The organism is Amycolatopsis sp. NPDC031561 (assembly GCF_055580625.1).
On record NZ_JBVILA010000015.1, the window covers coordinates 116,896 to 132,417 of the forward strand.

Genomic DNA, 15,522 nt, shown 5'->3' on the forward strand with positions numbered 1-15,522 from the left:
GGAGACGGTATCAGCGGAACCAGGTCGAACCGCCGCCGTTCGGCGACGGGAGCATGCCTTGACTGGGCGGCCACAAGGCCGCCGTCGGCACCTGTTTCAGCTGCGCGCGCAGGGAATGCACCGGCAGCGGCCGTTTCCTCGTGAGCATGGTCGTCGTCCGCGGGTGCAGATCCACGAACGGGTACGTGGCGTGGAGCGCGCCGAGCCGCCGTTCGAGGCGCAGGCTGCGTTCGGTGAGGTCGGCCGACCCCAGCGCGGGCTGGACGAGCAGGAACTCGCCGGTGCCGAGCCGGACGGCCTGGTCGAGCGGGCGCAGGTCCTCGCGGATCAGATCCGCGATGTTCTGCTCGGTGTGCATCCTGACCCGGTCGCCGTGGCGCCGCCCGACCTCGGTGAGGTCGTCGACGGTGATGAGGATCAGGCCGAGCGGGACGGTGTCGGTCGACGCGCCCAGCCAGCCGGCGATCCCGGCCATGGTCGCCAGGCCGGTGTCGGGATCGATCGCGAGGGCCGGTTCGTCGGGTTTCGGCGACGGCCGTCGCTCCAGCCGGGCGGCGAGGTGACGCAGAGCCGCTTCCGCGCGGTTTTCCACCGGCGCCGCCGCCGGGGTCGTCACGCTGTTCAGGACCTCGTCGATCTTGATCCGCGCGGTGGGCGGCAGCCGATCGCCGAGCGCGTCGCGCAGCCGGACGACTTCGGCGTAGGCCTCGTCGCGGCGGAAACCCCAGCGGCCTTGGAAACGGCGGGCCGCTTCGACGGACGTCGCCGAGGGGTCGACGTCGTCGAGATCCTGGGCGACGACCGAGCCGCCGAAGGTCGGCGTGAGCACCGCGACCGACCATTCACGGGCGAGGTTCTCGTCGGCGCGCAGCAGTACCGGCGTCACGCCGTGCGGCAGGTCCGGGCGGCCGGAATCGACCATGCCGACAACGGTCACCGCCGCGCGACGGGCGATCCTGGCGTAGACCTCGCGTTCCCGCTCGAAGTACGGCAAGCGCTGGAAAAGCGCGAGAACGACCATGTTCTCGTCGGTGCCTTCGGCGAGCGCGGCCCGTTCGACGGCGTGGGAGGCGATCACCAGCGCGCGTTTCGACAGCACGCCCGCGCGCGCCTCTCCGTCGGTCATCGAATGCATCGCTTCCGTGTGGGGACGAGCACATCAGGCTAGAAGAGCGGGCGACGTCCGCCTAGCTACACGATGGTGTGACCCTCGCTGACCGGACGCTGATCGGCCCCGGGCATGCTGGAGGGAACCAGACCGCGGAAGGGAGACCATGTCGCCACTCGTCGTGCACGGCCTGTGGTCCCGTGGCCGCGGAATCGTGCTGTGGGGTGAACACGGAGACCGTCCGGCGACGACGTCGATGCGGCCGTCGAGCGTCGCCCGGCCGCATCCCTTCGCCGCGTCGGTCGCGGATCTGACCGAGCTGCACCCCGGGAAACCGGCGTCGGCCGTCCTGCTGCTGCCGTCAAGGCGTGGCGGCCCGGTCGCCTCGCCCGAGCTGGGCACCCGCGGCCGTCCGCCGCAAGAACTGTCGCTCGAGCCGTGGTCGGTCCCGGCGCTCCTGATCGACCCCTCCGAGCTGGGAGACCTGGCGGACACGGTCAGCTATGGCACCTCGGTCCGCCACCTGCGCGCCGTCGTCCGGCTGGCCGACGACCTGGTGCGCCGCGGCCGCGTGCTGCCCACGCTCGAGCGGAACGAGATCGTGGCGCGAGCCCGGTGGCGGCCGGTGGCCCGGGGCGGCGACGCCGTCACACTCCGGTCGTTGATCGCGGCCACCCCGCCGGTCGGCCGGGCCGAACACACCCGGCCCGGTCCGGCGGCGCTGGTCACCGACGCGCTCCACACCCTGGTCGACGCCGCCGTCCGCGATCGCCTGGCCGCCGCGGGCCACGCTTCGGAGAGCGACGGACGCGAAGGACCGTTCGGGTCGTGGCTGCACGCGCTGAAGAGCGCCGACGACCGGATCAGCCAGGCGCCGGGACGGATGGGGATCGTCGCCGAGGGCATCGCGGCCTGGGACGCCGTCGGTGACACCGATCTCACCGAGGGCACTGTCTGTCTCCGGCTCGACGAGGTCCCCACGCTGCATGGTCCGGCGGACGATCCGGACGACCAGACCGGTGACGGAACCAAGTGGCAGTTGCATTTCCTCCTGCGCTCCGCCGCCGATCCCAGCCTCCTGCTCCCGGCCGAGGACGTCTGGTCCGGCAGCGCGGGCGCGAAGTTCACCGACCCCGAAGGTCTTTTCGCCGCCGAACTGGAACGAGCGGCGGGAGTGCTGCCGCTGCTCGATCCGGCTGTCCGGGTGGAGAAGCCGGGCATCTACGACCTCACCGTCGCCGAAACCGTGGAGTTCCTCGACGGTGGCGCGGAACAGCTGGTCGCGGCCGGTTTCGACGTCCAGCTCCCGGCGAGCTGGGGCGGCAGGCGAAAGCTCGCGCTCAAACTGTCCGTTCGCGGGGCGCCCGTCGATCAGGCCGCCGTGCACCGGCTCGGCCGCCACCAGCTCGCCTCCTACCGCTGGGCGCTCGCCGTCGGGGAAGACGCGCTGACCGACGAGGAACTGGCCGGGCTCGCTGCGGCGAAGTCGTCACTGGTGCGGCTGCGCGGCCGCTGGGTGAGCGTGGACCCCGAACTGCTGCGCGACGGTCTCGAGTACCTGCGCCGCGACCCGGACCGCGAGAAACCGCCGCTGCCCACCCCGGCGGACCTGCTGGCCCTGCTCCGAGGAGGCTTCGAAGCACCGCTGCCGGTCACCGAGGTCACGACCGACGGCTGGATCGACGACTTCCTCAGCGGGCGTGTCCAGCGCACCATCGAGCCGGTCGAGCCGCCGCCGACGTTCCTGGCGACCCTGCGGCCGTACCAGAGCCGGGGCGTCGCCTGGCTTTCGTTCATGACGTCGATCGGGCTCGGTGCCTGCCTCGCCGACGACATGGGGCTCGGCAAGACGGTCCAGCTCCTCGCGCTCGAAGCGATCGAGCGGGCACAGGACGACCGGAGGCCGACGCTGCTCGTCTGCCCGATGTCGTTGCTCGGGACATGGCAACGCGAAGCGGCCAGATTCGCGCCGGAACTGCGCGTCCACCTTCATCATGGCGCCGATCGTGAGCACGGGGCGCGGCTGGCCGCGCGGACCGAGGGCGCGGACCTCGTCGTCACCACCTACTCGACCGCCGCCCGTGACGCCGACGAACTCGCGGGCATCCGGTGGCACCGGCTCGTCCTCGACGAGGCGCAGGCGGTCAAGAACCAGAACACCGGCCCGGCTCAGGCCTTGCGCCGGATCCCCGCCGGCCACCGGATCGCGCTGACCGGGACGCCGGTCGAGAACCGGCTCGCCGATCTGTGGTCGCTCTCGGACCTGCTCAACCCCGGCGTCCTCGGTGGCAGGCAAGAGTTCCGCGAGCGGTTCGAAGTGGCGATCGAGCGCCGGGGCGATCTCGCCGCGGCCACCGAGCTGCGCCGCCTGACCCGGCCGTTCCTGTTGCGGCGCCTCAAAACCGACCCCACCGTGCTCGCCGACCTGCCCGAGAAGATCGAGATCCTCCAGGAGTACCGCCTCACCCGCGAACAGGTGACGCTGTATCGCGCGACCGTGGACGAGATGATGACCAAGATCGCCGACAGCGCCGGGGTCAAACGGCGTGGCAACATCCTCGCGGCGATCACGAAACTCAAGCAGATCTGCAACCACCCCGCGCATCTGCTGCACGACGGTTCACCGATCGGAAGCCGGTCCGGCAAGGTCAACCGGCTCGAAGAACTCCTCGCGGAGATCCTGGAGTCGGGTGACCGCGCGCTGTGCTTCACGCAGTTCGCCGAGTTCGGTCACCTGCTCGTGCCGCATCTTTCGCACCGGCTGAACGCGAAGATCGCCTTTCTGCACGGCGGGTTGTCGCAGCGCCGCCGTGACTCGATCGTCGAGCATTTCCAGTCGGGCGAAGGACCGCCGATCCTGCTCGCGTCGCTGAAGACCGGGGGAGCGGGGCTGACGCTCACCGCCGCCACCCACGTCCTGCATCTCGACCGGTGGTGGAATCCGGCGGTCGAGGAACAGGCCACCGACCGGGCCTTCCGCATCGGCCAGCGGCGGAGCGTCCAGGTCCGGAAGTTCGTCTGCCCCGGCACCATCGAGGAACGGATCGACGCCGTCATCACGAAGAAGGAAGCGCTGGCGGGTCTCGTCGTCACCGACGGAGAGGACTGGCTCACGGAGCTGTCCACCGCTTCGCTGCGCGAGGTCTTCGCGCTGGGACGGGAGGCGGCCGATGACTGAAGGATTCCGCCGGGCGCTCGGCGAACTCGGCGTCCACAAAGGACTCGTGCCGCCTTGCCGGGTCGACACGCTGACGATCGGCCCCGGCGCTGCCGTCGCCCAGGTCCGGGTGACACGGCAACGGTTCTACGAGGTCCGCGTCGGCCTGCCGACGTTCGGCAAGCAGGTGTGGACGGCGGTCGTCGCCGCCGTGGTCGCGGACGAGGCCACGACCACGGCCCTGCTCGACGGGCGGGTCCCGGACGACATCGACCGCTTCTTCGCCGCGGAGCAGGTACCGCTGTTCCCTGAGGCGGCGTGGGAACTTTCGCTGGACTGCACGTGCCCTGGCACCCGCGTCCCGTGCGACCACCTCGTCGCCGGACTGATCGCGCTCGCGGACGAAGCGGACCCGTTCGCGATCTTCGCGCTCCGCGGACGGGACCGCACGGCGCTGCTCGAAGAGATCGGACGGCAGGCGGGCGCCCGGGTCACGGCGCCGTCGGCGGAAACCGAGACGCCCGCCCTCGACGAGGTGATGGACGACTTCTTCGGCTGGGGCCCGGCCGGGGACGTCACGAACACGCGACGACCCCAGGCCGGGGACCCGTTGGGGCTGCTCGACGAGGTCCCACCGCTCAAGGCCACGGTGGACGGAACCTCGGTCACCGCCCTGCTGCGACCGCTCTACCGGGTGCTCACCGGTCAGGAGTGAAGGAACTTCGGCTCGCGCTTCTCGGTGAACGCGGCCATGCCCTCCTTCTGGTCCTGGGTGGCGAAGGTGCCGTGGAACAGGCGCCGTTCGAACCGGAGCCCGTCGGCGAGACCGGTCTCGAAGGCCTGGTTGACGGCCTCCTTGACCATCATGGCCGCGGGACGGGACATGCTCGCGATCTTCGCCGCGACCGCGAGGGCCTCGTCGCGCAGGTTCTCCGCCGGGACGACTCGGGAGACGAGCCCCGACCGCTCCGCTTCGGCCGCGTCGATCATGCGGCCGGTGAGGCACAGGTCCATCGCCTTGGCCTTGCCGATCGCCCGGGTGAGCCGCTGCGAGCCGCCCATGCCGGGGATGACGCCGAGGGTGATCTCCGGCTGGCCGAACTTGGCGTTGTCGGCGGCGATCAGGACGTCGCACATCATGGCGAGTTCGCAACCGCCGCCGAGCGCGTAGCCGGAGACCGCGGCGATCAGCGGGACGCGCACGCGGGACAGCGCGTCCCAGCCGGCGAACCAGTCGGCCGCGTAGACGTCGCTGAACGACTGCGGCTGCATCTCCTTGATGTCCGCGCCCGCCGCGAAGGCCTTGGCGGAACCGGTGAGGACGATGGCGCCGACGTCGGGATCCTGGCCGAGCTCGCCCGCCGCCCCGGTGATCTCCCGCATCGCTTGCAGGTTCAGCGCGTTGAGGGCCTTGGGACGGTTGAGGGTGATCAGGGCGACGCGGTCGCCCGCCCGCTCGACGGTGATGGTCTCGTACTCGCTCATGCGGTGGTTTCCTTGCCGAGAAGGCCGTCGCGGACGGCGGTGATGATGGCGGAGAAGTCCCGGCCGGGACCGTCCCGCTCGACGAACGCCGCGTAGAGTTCCGCGGCCCTCGTGCCGAGCAGGGTGGCGACGTCGTTGTCCCGGGCGGCGGATTCGGCCAGCCGCAGGTCTTTCAGCATCAGGCCGCTGGCGAATCCGCCGGTGTAGTCGCGATTGGCGGGGCTGGCCGGGACCGGGCCGGGCACCGGGCAGTTGGTGGTCAGCGCCCAGCACTGGCCGGACGCGGTCGAGGCGACGTCGAACAGCGCCTGGTGGGTGAGGCCGAGTTCCTCGCCGAGCGCGAACGCCTCGGAGACGGCGATCATCGAGACGCCGAGGATCATGTTGTTGCAGATCTTCGCCGCCTGACCGGCGCCCGACGGTCCACAGTGGATCGCCCTGGCGCCCATGACACCGAGCAGGGGCCCGGCCGCGGCGAACGCCTCCGGATCGCCGCCGACCATGAACGTCAGCGTCCCGGCTTCGGCGCCGACCACGCCGCCCGAAACGGGCGCGTCGACCGCCCGGTGACCGGCCGCGGTGACCAGCTCGGCCGCTTGGCGGGCGTCGGCGACGTCGATGGTGGAGCAGTCGACGAACAGCGTGCCGGGGCGCGCGGACGGCAGGATCTCCCGATAGCAGTCGAGGACGTGCTTGCCACTCGGCAACATCGTGAGGACGACGTCGGCCCGCGCGACGGCCGCGCTCGCGGTGTCGAACCTGGCCACGCCCTCGGAGCGGGCGGCGGGAGCTGGGTCGTAGCCGTGGACGGTCTCACCGGACTTGACCAGGTTGGCGGCCATCGGGCCGCCCATGTTGCCGAGGCCGAGGAAGGCGATCGTCATCGGGCCACCCCGTTCCACTCCGCGTCACCGAGATCGGCGAAGTAGGCATCGACGAGCTTGTCCTCCACCTCGGGCAGGGTGGCGGGCGACCACTTCGGCGAGCGGTCCTTGTCGATGATCTGCGCCCGGATGCCCTCGACGAACTCGGCGGAGGAGAGCGCGTGGGTCGAGATCCGGAACTCCTGCGCCAGCACGGTTTCCAGATCGGGCAGCGTCGCGGCCGTGCGGAGCGCCCGCAGCGTCACCTTCAACGCGGTGGGGGACTTCGCCTCGATCTCCTTGGCGGCGGTGGCCGCCGCGTCACCTCCGGAGTGAAGCCGGGTGAGGATCTCTTCGACGGTGTCGGCCGCGTAGCACTGGTCGATCCAGTCCGCGTCCTTGGCCAGCACACTCGGCGGCGCGGGCTCGGCGAACAGTTCCAGCGCGTTGTCCGGAGTGCGCGACGCGAGCGCGTCGAGCAGGTCCGGAACCCGTTCGCTCGGCAGGAAGTGGTCGGCGAGTCCACAGTGGATCGCGTCGGGGCCGGAGATCGACCCGGCGGTGAGCGCGACGTGCGTGCCGAGTTCACCGGGGGCGCGGGACAGCAGGTACGTGCCACCGACGTCCGGGACGAAGCCGATGCCGGTTTCGGGCATGCCGATCCGGGATCGTTCGGTGACGATCCGGTGGCTGCCGTGCGCGGAGACCCCGACCCCGCCGCCCATGACGAGACCGTCCATGAGCGCCAGATACGGCTTCGGGTACCGCGAGATGAGGGCGTTGAGCCGGTACTCGTCGGCCCAGAAGCGCAGGGACGCGGTGCCGCCGGTGCGGGCGTCGTCGTAGATCGCGCGGATGTCGCCGCCCGCGCAGAGCCCGCGGTCACCGGCGCCGTCGATCAGCACCGCGCGGACCGCCGGATCCGAACGCCACGCTTCGAGGCGTTCGAGCATGGCGAGGACCATGTCGTGGTTCAGCGAGTTCAGCGCACGCGGCCGGTTCAGCGTGATCCGGCCGATTCCACTGTGGACGAGAAAGTGGACGTCGTTCACGAAGCCTCCTGCAGCATCCGGCGCGAGATGATCACGCGCATGATTTCGTTGGTCCCTTCGAGGATCTGGTGCACCCGCAGGTCGCGGACGATCTTCTCCAGCCCGTACTCGGCGAGGTAGCCGTAGCCGCCGTGCAGCTGCAGCGCCTGGTTGGCCACCTCGAACCCGGTGTCGGTGCAGAACCGCTTGGCCATCGCCGAAAGCTGGGTGGCGGTGTCCTCGCCCTGGTCGAGTGCGTCCGCGGCCCGCCACAGCAAGGTCCTCGCGGCCTCGAGATCGGTGCGCATGTCGGCCAGCCGGAACTGCAACGCCTGCTTCTCGGACAGCTTCTCGCCGAACGCCGAGCGCTCCGACAGATGCCGGACGGCCATGCCGAGCGCGGCTTCGGCGCCGCCGAGGGAACAGGCCGAGATGTTGAGCCTGCCACCGTCCAAAGCGGACATGGCGACCCGGAACCCGTTGCCCTCGCCGCCGAGCAGCGCGGACGCCGGGACGCGGGCGTCCTCGAAGACGACCTGCCTGGTGGGCTGGGCGTTCCAGCCCATCTTGATCTCGTTGGGGCCGAAGGAGACCCCGGGCGTGTCCCGGTCGACGATGAACGCCGAGATGCCCCGGGCGCCGGGACCGCCGGTGCGGGCGAGCACGACGTAGACGTCCGAAGTGCCCGCGCCGGAGATGAACTGCTTGACGCCGTCGAGCACGTAGTGGTCGCCGTCGCGGCGGGCGCGGGTGGAGAGTGCCGCCGCGTCGGAACCCGCGTCCGGTTCGGTGAGGCAGTAGCTGCCGAACGCGTCCATCGTGGACATCCGGGGCAGGTACCGGTGCCGCTGGGCGTCGTCGCCGAACTTGTCGATCATGGTCGCGACCATGTTGTGGATCGAGATGTAGGCGGCCAGCGACGGGCAGCCGCCGGCGAGCGCCTCGAACACGAGGACGCCGTCGAGCCGTCCGAGCGCGGAGCCGCCGAGGTCCTCGGGCAGGTAGATGCCGCCCATGCCCAGCTGGGCGGCCTTGCGGAGGACGTCGACCGGGAAATGCTTGGCCTGGTCCCATTCGATCGCGTGCGGGGCGAGGTGTTCCGCCGCGAACTCCGCGGCGGTCTCACGCAGGGCCCGCTGTTCGTCGGTCAGTCTCATCGCGGCCTCAGCTCATCGTCGGGATGACGAAGCTGGCGCCTTCCTTGGTGCCCGAAGGCCAGCGCGAGGTGACCGTCTTGGTCTTGGTGTAGAACCGGATCGAGTCCGGTCCGTGCTGGTTGAGGTCGCCGAAACCGGAGCGCTTCCAGCCGCCGAAGGTGTGGTAGGCGATCGGGACCGGGATGGGCACGTTGACCCCGACCATGCCGGTGTTCACCCGCGAGGTGAAGTCGCGGGCGGTGTCGCCGTCGCGGGTGAAGATCGCGACGCCGTTGCCGTACTCGTGTTCGCTGGGCAGCCGCAGCGCTTCCTCGTAGTCGGCCGCGCGCACGATCGACAGCACCGGGCCGAAGATCTCCTCGCGGTAGATCCGCATGTCGCTGGTGACGTGGTCGAACAGGCAGCCGCCGAGGAAGAAGCCGTTCTCGTGACCGTCCACAGTGGTCTCACGGCCGTCGACCAGCAGTTTCGCGCCCTCGGCGAGGCCGACGTCGATGTAGTCGCGGACGCGCTGGACGGCCTCGGCGGTGACCAGCGGCCCGAAGTCGGCCGTCTCGTCCAGGGAAGCACCGATCTTCAGCGTCTTGACGCGTTCGGTCAGCCGGGCGGCCAGCGCGTCGGCGGTGGCTTCACCGACCGGGACGGCCACGGAGATCGCCATGCAGCGTTCACCCGCGGAGCCGTACCCGGCGCCGATCAGCGCGTCGACGACCTGGTCGAGGTCGGCGTCCGGCATCACGATCATGTGGTTCTTGGCGCCGCCGAAGCACTGCGCGCGCTTCCCGTGCGCGGCGGCGGTCGTGTAGATGTACTCGGCGATCGACGACGAGCCGACGAAGCCGACGGCCTCGACGCGGGGGTCGGTGAGCAGCGCGTCGACGGCTTCCTTGTCGCCGTTGACCACGTTGAACACGCCCGGCGGCAGACCTGCTTCGAGGAAGAGTTCGGCCAGCCGCAGCGGCACCGACGGGTCGCGTTCGGACGGCTTGAGCACGAAGGAGTTGCCGCAGGCGATCGCCGGGGCGGCCTTCCACAACGGGATCATCGCGGGGAAGTTGAACGGCGTGATGCCGGCGACCACGCCGAGCGGCTGCCGCATCGAGTAGACGTCGATGCCGGTGCCCGCGCTGTCGCTGTACTCGCCCTTGAGCAGGTGCGGGATACCGATGGCGAACTCGACCACTTCGAGGCCACGCTGGATGTCGCCGCGCGCGTCGGGAACGGTCTTGCCGTGTTCGGACGAGAGCAGGCGGGCGAGGGAGTCCTCTTCCGCGCGGACGAGGTCGACGAACTTCATCAGCACGCGGGCCCGCTTCTGCGGGTTCCAGCGGGCCCATTCGAGCTGGGCCTGCGCCGCGTCGGCGACGACGGCGGCGACCTCGGTGGCCGAGGCGAGCGGGACGCGGGCCTGGACGGCGCCGGTGCTGGGGTCGAAGACGTCGGCGAACCGGCCGGATGTCCCCGACACCGGCTTGCCGCCGACGAAGTGGCTGAGTTCGGTGCTCATGGATGCCCTTTCCGAAAGTACGCAGGACGAAGCCGCCCGAAGACCACGATCGGTGGCCGGGCAGGGGAGTACGGACGACTTACCGCCGGGGTGGTGGCGGGTCGGCGACTTTCGCGCAGGCAGGAAGAATCCGCATGCGTTCAGCTCCATCCTCGTGGACGAACACGACACGTCTGCGGCCGGTATCCTGGCTCCCGGATCCGCGGCGGCTCCGGCCTTCCCGGCTCGCGCCAGTGGCCTTCTCTGCGGGAGCGCCGCTCCCCGGTCACAGTGGCGGGACCGCACCGGATTTTCACCGGCTTCCCTGCACCGCAGACCTGTGGACACCATAAAGTAGGAAGTCCGACTATGTCGAGGACAAGGGTGTGGCGTACGCCTCAGGTACGTGCTGGGTCTCGTGAGTGGTAAGGGCGGTTAGAACCGTCCTTACCACTCACGAGAGTGGCGGGTAGGGCAGCAGGCTGGACGAATGCTCGTCGACCCGCATCGGTTTCCCGATCGCGGGGAAGGCGCGCTGCGGGCACGCGGGCCGTTCGCAGACCTTGCACCCCATCCCGATCGGGGTGACGGCCGCGCCGGTGCCGAGGGCCAGCCCGTCGGAGTACACGAGCCGCCGCGCGTGCCGGAGTTCGCAGCCGAGCCCGATCGCGAACGTCTTGCCGGGATCGCCGTGCCCGCCCGCCGCGCGGGAAACGGTGCGGGCCAGCCAGAAGTACTTCTTGCCGTCCGGGAGTTCGGCGACCTGGGTGAGGATCCGGCCCGGCGAGCTGAACGCCTCGTAGACGATCCACAGTGGACACGAGCCGCCGACGCGGGAGAAGTGGAACCCGGTGGCGGACTGACGTTTCGAGATGTTGCCCGCGCGGTCGACCCGCACGAAGGAGAACGGCACGCCGCGGGTGCCCGGTCGCTGCAAAGTGGACAGTCGATGGCAGATCGTCTCGAAGCCGACGCCGAAGTGGTCGGAAAGGCGCGTGATGTCGTAGCGGTAGCGTTCCGCCGCGCCGAGGAAAACGCGATACGGCAGTACAAGTGCGCCCGCGTAGTAGTTGGCCAGGCCGATCCGCGCGAGCCGCCGGGCGGTGTCGCCGCTGAACTTCCCGTCGTCGACGAGCCGGTCGATCACGTCGCCTGCCTCCAGCAGCGCCAGCTCGGACGCTAGCCGGAACGCGGCCTGACCGGGGCGCAGCGCGGGGGAGAGGCGCAGCGTCTTCCCGCGCGTGTCGAAGTGGTGCTGATCGGCGCCGAGGGATTCGGAGACCACCTTGACGCCGTGACGGTCCAGCAACCCGGCGGCCAGTCCACTGCGGACTTCGCCGGGGTGGAGGCGTAACTCTGCGGCCAGCTTCTCCGCGGGGGCGTCCAGTTCCGCGACATGGTTGCGGCGCAGATAGAACCAGTCCCGGATCTCCTCGTGCGGCTGGTGCGCGGTCGACCGGTCGAGTCCCTGCTCGGTCACCAGCGTGGCGATGTTCTCCACGGCTTCGCGGTAGCGACGGTGCAGCGCGACGAGCGTCCGCGCCACCTCGGGCAGCGTGGTGGTCAGCGCGTCGACCTCGCCCGCGGAGATCTCGCCGCTGACAGTGTTGTCGCCGAACACCTCGCGGACGTCGGCGACCAGCCGGGCGGTGTCGCGGGCCGCGAAAAACTCCGTGTCCACGCCGAAGGTCTCGGTGAGCTTCAGCAGGACCGGCATGGTCAGTGGCCTGCCGTTGTGTTCGAGCTGGTTGACGTAACTCGGCGAGATCTCCAGCAGTCTGGCCAGTTCGGACTGCGTCATGGACCGGCCTTCGCGCAGCTGGCGGAGCCGGGCACCCGCGTACATCTTCTCCACAAGCCGACTGTAACAACTTTTACAAGCGGTTCGCGAACGTTCACAACTCTTCACAGCGCTGCGGGCTAGCGACGATCCCGAGGTCGGTGCCACGCTCGTGACAGAGCACCACAAGGTTCACAAGGGAGTGCGGATGAGCGCGGAGATCGCCCGAGCAGGCGTCGTCGGGGCCGGTCAGATGGGTGCCGGAATCGCCGAGGTGTGCGCCCGGTCCGGCCTGGACGTCGTTGTGTGCGAACAGGACGCGCCGTCCGCCGACGCGGGCCGCGCGCGGATTCTGGCCTCGCTCGATCGGGCGGTCCGGGCGGGCAAGCTCGGCCGCGCGGAGGCCGAACGCGCCGCCTGGCGGCTGCGGTTCACCACCGACGTCGGCGAACTGGCCGACCGCCAGCTGGTGATCGAAGCCGTCGCCGAGGACGAGCAGGTCAAACTGGAGCTGTTCGCGACACTCGACAAGGTCGTGACCGATCCCGACGCGATCCTCGCGTCGAACACCTCCTCCCTCCCGATCATGCGGCTGGCGATGGCCACCGGGCGGGCCGAGCAGGTCGTCGGCCTGCACTTCTTCAATCCGGTCCCGGTGCTGCCGCTGGTCGAGGTGGTCGGCTCGCTGCTGACCAGCGCGTCCACAGTGGACCGCGCCGAACGGTTCGCCCGCGACGTCCTCGGCAAGCAGACCGTACGGGCACGCGACCGGGCCGGGTTCGTGGTCAACGCGCTGCTCGTGCCGTATCTCCTGTCGGCGATCCGGATGGTGGAGTCGGGCTTCGCCGCCGCGTCCGATGTGGACCGAGGGATGGAACTCGGTACCGCGCATCCGATGGGACCCCTGCGCCTGACCGACCTGATCGGCCTCGACACCGTGGCCGCGATCGCGGACTCGCTCTACGCCGAGTTCAAGGAAGCGCTCTACGCGCCACCGCCCCTGCTGCTGCGCATGGTCGACGCCGGGCTGCTCGGCAAGAAGACCGGCCGCGGATTCCACGTCTACGAGGGAAAGTGATGATCGACCACACCGTCCGCACCTACCGCTCCGCCGAATCGCTGCCCCGCGAGGAGCAGCTCGCGTGGAAGCTCGCCTCGGTCGCCACCGACGACGTCCCGGTCACCCCCGAGGTCGCGGCCATGGTGATCAACCGCGTGATCGACAACGCCGCCGTGGCGGCCGCGTCGCTGGCGAGGCGCCCCGTCCGCTCGGCCCGCGACCAGGCCCTGGCGCATCCGGGAAAGCCGGGCGCGGCGGTCTTCGGCGTCGAAGGCCGGTACTCCCCGGAATGGGCCGCCTGGGCCAACGGCGTCGCCGTGCGTGAACTCGACTACCACGACACCTTCCTCGCCGCGGACTACTCGCACCCCGGCGACAACATCCCGCCGATCCTCGCCGTCGCCCAGCACACCGGGCGCACCGGCGCGGACCTGCTCCGCGGGATCGCCGCCGGATACGAACTGCAGGTGAACCTCGTGCGCGGGATCTGCCTGCACGAACACAAGATCGACCACATCGCCCACCTCGGCCCGTCGGTCGCGGGTGGTCTCGGCGCGTTGCTGGGCCTGGAGACCGAGACCGTCTACCAGGCGATCGGGCAGGCGTTGCACACCACGACGACGACCCGCCAGTCCCGCAAAGGCGAGATCTCCTCGTGGAAGGCTTACGCGCCCGCGTTCGCCGGGAAGACCGCGATCGAGGCCGTCGACCGGGTGATGCGCGGCGAAGGCGCGCCGAGCCCGATCTACGAGGGCGAGGACGGTTTCATCGCGTGGCTGCTGAGCGGCCCGGACGCCGAATACACGGTAGCGCTGCCGGCGCCGGGCGGGGCGAAACAGTCCATTCTGGACACTTACACCAAGGAGCACTCGGCGGAGTACCAGAGCCAGGCGTTGATCGACCTCGCGCGGCGGCTCGGCCCGAGGATCGGCGAGCTCGGCAAGGTCGAGCGGATCCTCATCCACACCAGCCACCACACGCACTACGTGATCGGCTCCGGCGCGGGCGATCCGCAGAAGTACGATCCCCACGCCAGCCGCGAAACGCTGGACCACTCGATCCCGTACATCTTCGCGGTCGCCCTGCAGGACGGTGCCTGGCACCACGAGCGGTCCTACGACCGGGCTCGCGCGACACGGCCGGACACGGTCGAACTCTGGCAGAAGGTCGCCACCGTCGAGGATCCCGAATGGACTCGTCGCTATCACGCGCCCGAACCGGCGTTCGGCGGCCGCGTCGAGATCACCCTCGCCGACGGCACGGTGCTGAGCGACGAGATCGCCGTCGCCGACGCTCACCCGGCCGGGGCACGGCCCTTCGCCCGGGAGCAGTACGTCGCCAAGTTCCGTACGCTGGCCGACGGGGTGATCGCCACCGCCGATCAGGACCGGTTCCTCGAAACGGTCACCCGGCTCGGGGAACTGGACGCGGCCGAGGTCGCCGGGATCGTGCTCCCGGCCGGAATCGACGCCGCGCCGACGAGCAAGGGGATCTTCTGATGCTGCACGCCGCTCCCTCCGCCGCGCAGAAGCGGGCCGCCTTCCGCACCGGGCTGAACTCCGGGACGCTGCAACGCCTTCCCGGCGCGTTCAACCCGTTGTCGGCCAAGCTGATCGAGCGACGCGGCTTCGAGGGCGTCTACATCTCCGGCGCGGTCCTTTCGGCGGATCTCGGCCTTCCGGACATCGGGCTGACCACGCTCACCGAGGTCGCCGGGCGGTCGCAGCAGATCGCCCGGGTCACCGCGCTGCCCGCGCTGGTCGACGCCGACACCGGCTTCGGCGAACCGATGAACGCCGCCCGCACCACACAGGTACTCGAGGACGCCGGCGTCGCCGGGATGCACCTCGAGGACCAGGTGAACCCCAAACGATGTGGTCACCTCGACGGCAAGGACGTCGTCGAGCGGAACGTCGCTGTCCGGCGGATCACCGCCGCCGTCGCCGCTCGCCGCGATCCGGACTTCGTCATCGCCGCCCGCACCGACGCCGCGGCCGTGCACGGCATCGACGACGCCATCGACCGCGCCAAGGCCTACGCCGACGCCGGAGCCGACCTGATCTTCCCCGAGGCGATGCGGGACGCGGGCGACTTCGAACGGCTGCGAGCCGCCGTCGACGTCCCGATCCTGGCGAACATGACCGAGTTCGGGAAAAGCGAACTGCTGGACGTGAAAACGCTGGAATCGCTCGGCGTGAACGTCGTGATCTACCCGGTCACCCTGTTGCGCCTGGCCATGCACGCCGCGGAAGCCGGGCTCGACGCCATCACCGCGCAGGGCACCCAAGCGGATCTGCTCGACCGGATGCAGCACCGGCGCGATCTCTACGACCTGCTCGATTACGAGTCCTACAGCACTTTCGACGAGAACGTCTTCACTTTCCGCGTCTGAGAG

The 15,522-nt window shown here is 70.2% G+C and carries 12 protein-coding genes and 1 riboswitch; of the genes, 5 read left to right on the forward strand and 7 right to left on the reverse strand.

Annotation, left to right across the window (positions count from 1 at the left end; genetic code table 11):
• Positions 1-10: 10 nt before the first annotated feature.
• Positions 11-1,126 (reverse strand): DICT sensory domain-containing protein, encoded by a 1,116-nt coding sequence (locus ACZ5IK_RS26850; protein WP_465490199.1) that lies wholly within the window; start codon positions 1,124-1,126, stop codon positions 11-13.
• Between the two features lie 148 nt (positions 1,127-1,274).
• On the opposite strand from ACZ5IK_RS26850, the gene ACZ5IK_RS26855 reads away from it, so the two are divergent.
• The gene (locus tag ACZ5IK_RS26855) at positions 1,275-4,286 is read left to right on the forward strand and encodes a DEAD/DEAH box helicase (RefSeq protein ID WP_465490200.1); all 3,012 of its coding nucleotides are present in this window, start codon (positions 1,275-1,277) and stop codon (positions 4,284-4,286) included.
• On the forward strand, positions 4,279-4,980 hold the full coding sequence (locus ACZ5IK_RS26860; RefSeq protein WP_465490201.1) for an SWIM zinc finger family protein: 702 nt from the start codon (positions 4,279-4,281) through the stop codon (positions 4,978-4,980). Before ACZ5IK_RS26855 ends, ACZ5IK_RS26860 begins: the two co-directional genes overlap by 8 nt.
• On the opposite strand, the gene ACZ5IK_RS26865 is transcribed toward ACZ5IK_RS26860, so the two are convergent.
• From ACZ5IK_RS26865 to ACZ5IK_RS26890, 6 genes are all read right to left on the reverse strand, one after another.
• Positions 4,971-5,750, reverse strand: coding sequence for an enoyl-CoA hydratase (locus tag ACZ5IK_RS26865; protein ID WP_465490202.1), 780 nt, complete (start codon positions 5,748-5,750; stop codon positions 4,971-4,973). The genes ACZ5IK_RS26860 and ACZ5IK_RS26865 overlap by 10 nt on opposite strands.
• Complete coding sequence (gene mmsB, locus ACZ5IK_RS26870) at positions 5,747-6,634, reverse strand: 3-hydroxyisobutyrate dehydrogenase (RefSeq protein WP_465490203.1); 888 nt, start codon at positions 6,632-6,634, stop codon at positions 5,747-5,749. Before mmsB ends, ACZ5IK_RS26865 begins: the two co-directional genes overlap by 4 nt.
• Positions 6,631-7,665 (reverse strand): enoyl-CoA hydratase/isomerase family protein, encoded by a 1,035-nt coding sequence (locus ACZ5IK_RS26875; RefSeq protein WP_465490204.1) that lies wholly within the window; start codon positions 7,663-7,665, stop codon positions 6,631-6,633. Before ACZ5IK_RS26875 ends, mmsB begins: the two co-directional genes overlap by 4 nt.
• Positions 7,662-8,801 (reverse strand): acyl-CoA dehydrogenase family protein, encoded by a 1,140-nt coding sequence (locus ACZ5IK_RS26880; protein WP_465490205.1) that lies wholly within the window; start codon positions 8,799-8,801, stop codon positions 7,662-7,664. Before ACZ5IK_RS26880 ends, ACZ5IK_RS26875 begins: the two co-directional genes overlap by 4 nt.
• A 7-nt stretch (positions 8,802-8,808) precedes the next feature.
• Complete coding sequence (locus ACZ5IK_RS26885) at positions 8,809-10,308, reverse strand: CoA-acylating methylmalonate-semialdehyde dehydrogenase (RefSeq protein WP_101608331.1); 1,500 nt, start codon at positions 10,306-10,308, stop codon at positions 8,809-8,811.
• Between the two features lie 160 nt (positions 10,309-10,468).
• Positions 10,469-10,654: riboswitch (cobalamin riboswitch) on the reverse strand.
• A gap of 87 nt (positions 10,655-10,741) precedes the next feature.
• Complete coding sequence (locus tag ACZ5IK_RS26890) at positions 10,742-12,142, reverse strand: short-chain fatty acyl-CoA regulator family protein (RefSeq protein ID WP_465490206.1); 1,401 nt, start codon at positions 12,140-12,142, stop codon at positions 10,742-10,744.
• A 133-nt stretch (positions 12,143-12,275) separates the two neighbouring features.
• On the opposite strand from ACZ5IK_RS26890, the gene ACZ5IK_RS26895 reads away from it, so the two are divergent.
• The 3 genes from ACZ5IK_RS26895 to prpB are packed head-to-tail and all read left to right on the forward strand — an operon-like array spanning position 12,276 to position 15,519.
• Positions 12,276-13,145 carry a 3-hydroxybutyryl-CoA dehydrogenase gene (locus ACZ5IK_RS26895; protein WP_465490207.1) on the forward strand — a complete coding sequence of 290 codons (870 nt, stop codon included), beginning with the start codon at positions 12,276-12,278 and terminating at the stop codon, positions 13,143-13,145.
• Positions 13,145-14,626 carry an MmgE/PrpD family protein gene (locus tag ACZ5IK_RS26900; RefSeq protein WP_465490208.1) on the forward strand — a complete coding sequence of 494 codons (1,482 nt, stop codon included), beginning with the start codon at positions 13,145-13,147 and terminating at the stop codon, positions 14,624-14,626. The genes ACZ5IK_RS26895 and ACZ5IK_RS26900 overlap by 1 nt, the downstream gene beginning before the upstream one ends.
• Entirely contained in the window at positions 14,626-15,519 is an 894-nt protein-coding gene (prpB, locus tag ACZ5IK_RS26905; protein ID WP_465490209.1) for a methylisocitrate lyase, read from the forward strand. Before ACZ5IK_RS26900 ends, prpB begins: the two co-directional genes overlap by 1 nt.
• Positions 15,520-15,522 lie beyond the last annotated feature (3 nt).

What these genes read in the sequence shown, in the direction of transcription:
- ACZ5IK_RS26850 (WP_465490199.1), bottom strand. Translation starts at nt 1,126, where the DNA reads ATGACCGACGGAGAGGCGCGCGCGGGCGTGCTGTCGAAACGCGCGCTG.
- ACZ5IK_RS26855 (WP_465490200.1), top strand. Translation starts at nt 1,275, where the DNA reads ATGTCGCCACTCGTCGTGCACGGCCTGTGGTCCCGTGGCCGCGGAATC.
- ACZ5IK_RS26860 (WP_465490201.1), top strand. Translation starts at nt 4,279, where the DNA reads ATGACTGAAGGATTCCGCCGGGCGCTCGGCGAACTCGGCGTCCACAAA.
- ACZ5IK_RS26865 (WP_465490202.1), bottom strand. Translation starts at nt 5,750, where the DNA reads ATGAGCGAGTACGAGACCATCACCGTCGAGCGGGCGGGCGACCGCGTC.
- mmsB (WP_465490203.1), bottom strand. Translation starts at nt 6,634, where the DNA reads ATGACGATCGCCTTCCTCGGCCTCGGCAACATGGGCGGCCCGATGGCC.
- ACZ5IK_RS26880 (WP_465490205.1), bottom strand. Translation starts at nt 8,801, where the DNA reads ATGAGACTGACCGACGAACAGCGGGCCCTGCGTGAGACCGCCGCGGAG.
- ACZ5IK_RS26885 (WP_101608331.1), bottom strand. Translation starts at nt 10,308, where the DNA reads ATGAGCACCGAACTCAGCCACTTCGTCGGCGGCAAGCCGGTGTCGGGG.
- ACZ5IK_RS26895 (WP_465490207.1), top strand. Translation starts at nt 12,276, where the DNA reads ATGAGCGCGGAGATCGCCCGAGCAGGCGTCGTCGGGGCCGGTCAGATG.
- ACZ5IK_RS26900 (WP_465490208.1), top strand. Translation starts at nt 13,145, where the DNA reads ATGATCGACCACACCGTCCGCACCTACCGCTCCGCCGAATCGCTGCCC.
- prpB (WP_465490209.1), top strand. Translation starts at nt 14,626, where the DNA reads ATGCTGCACGCCGCTCCCTCCGCCGCGCAGAAGCGGGCCGCCTTCCGC.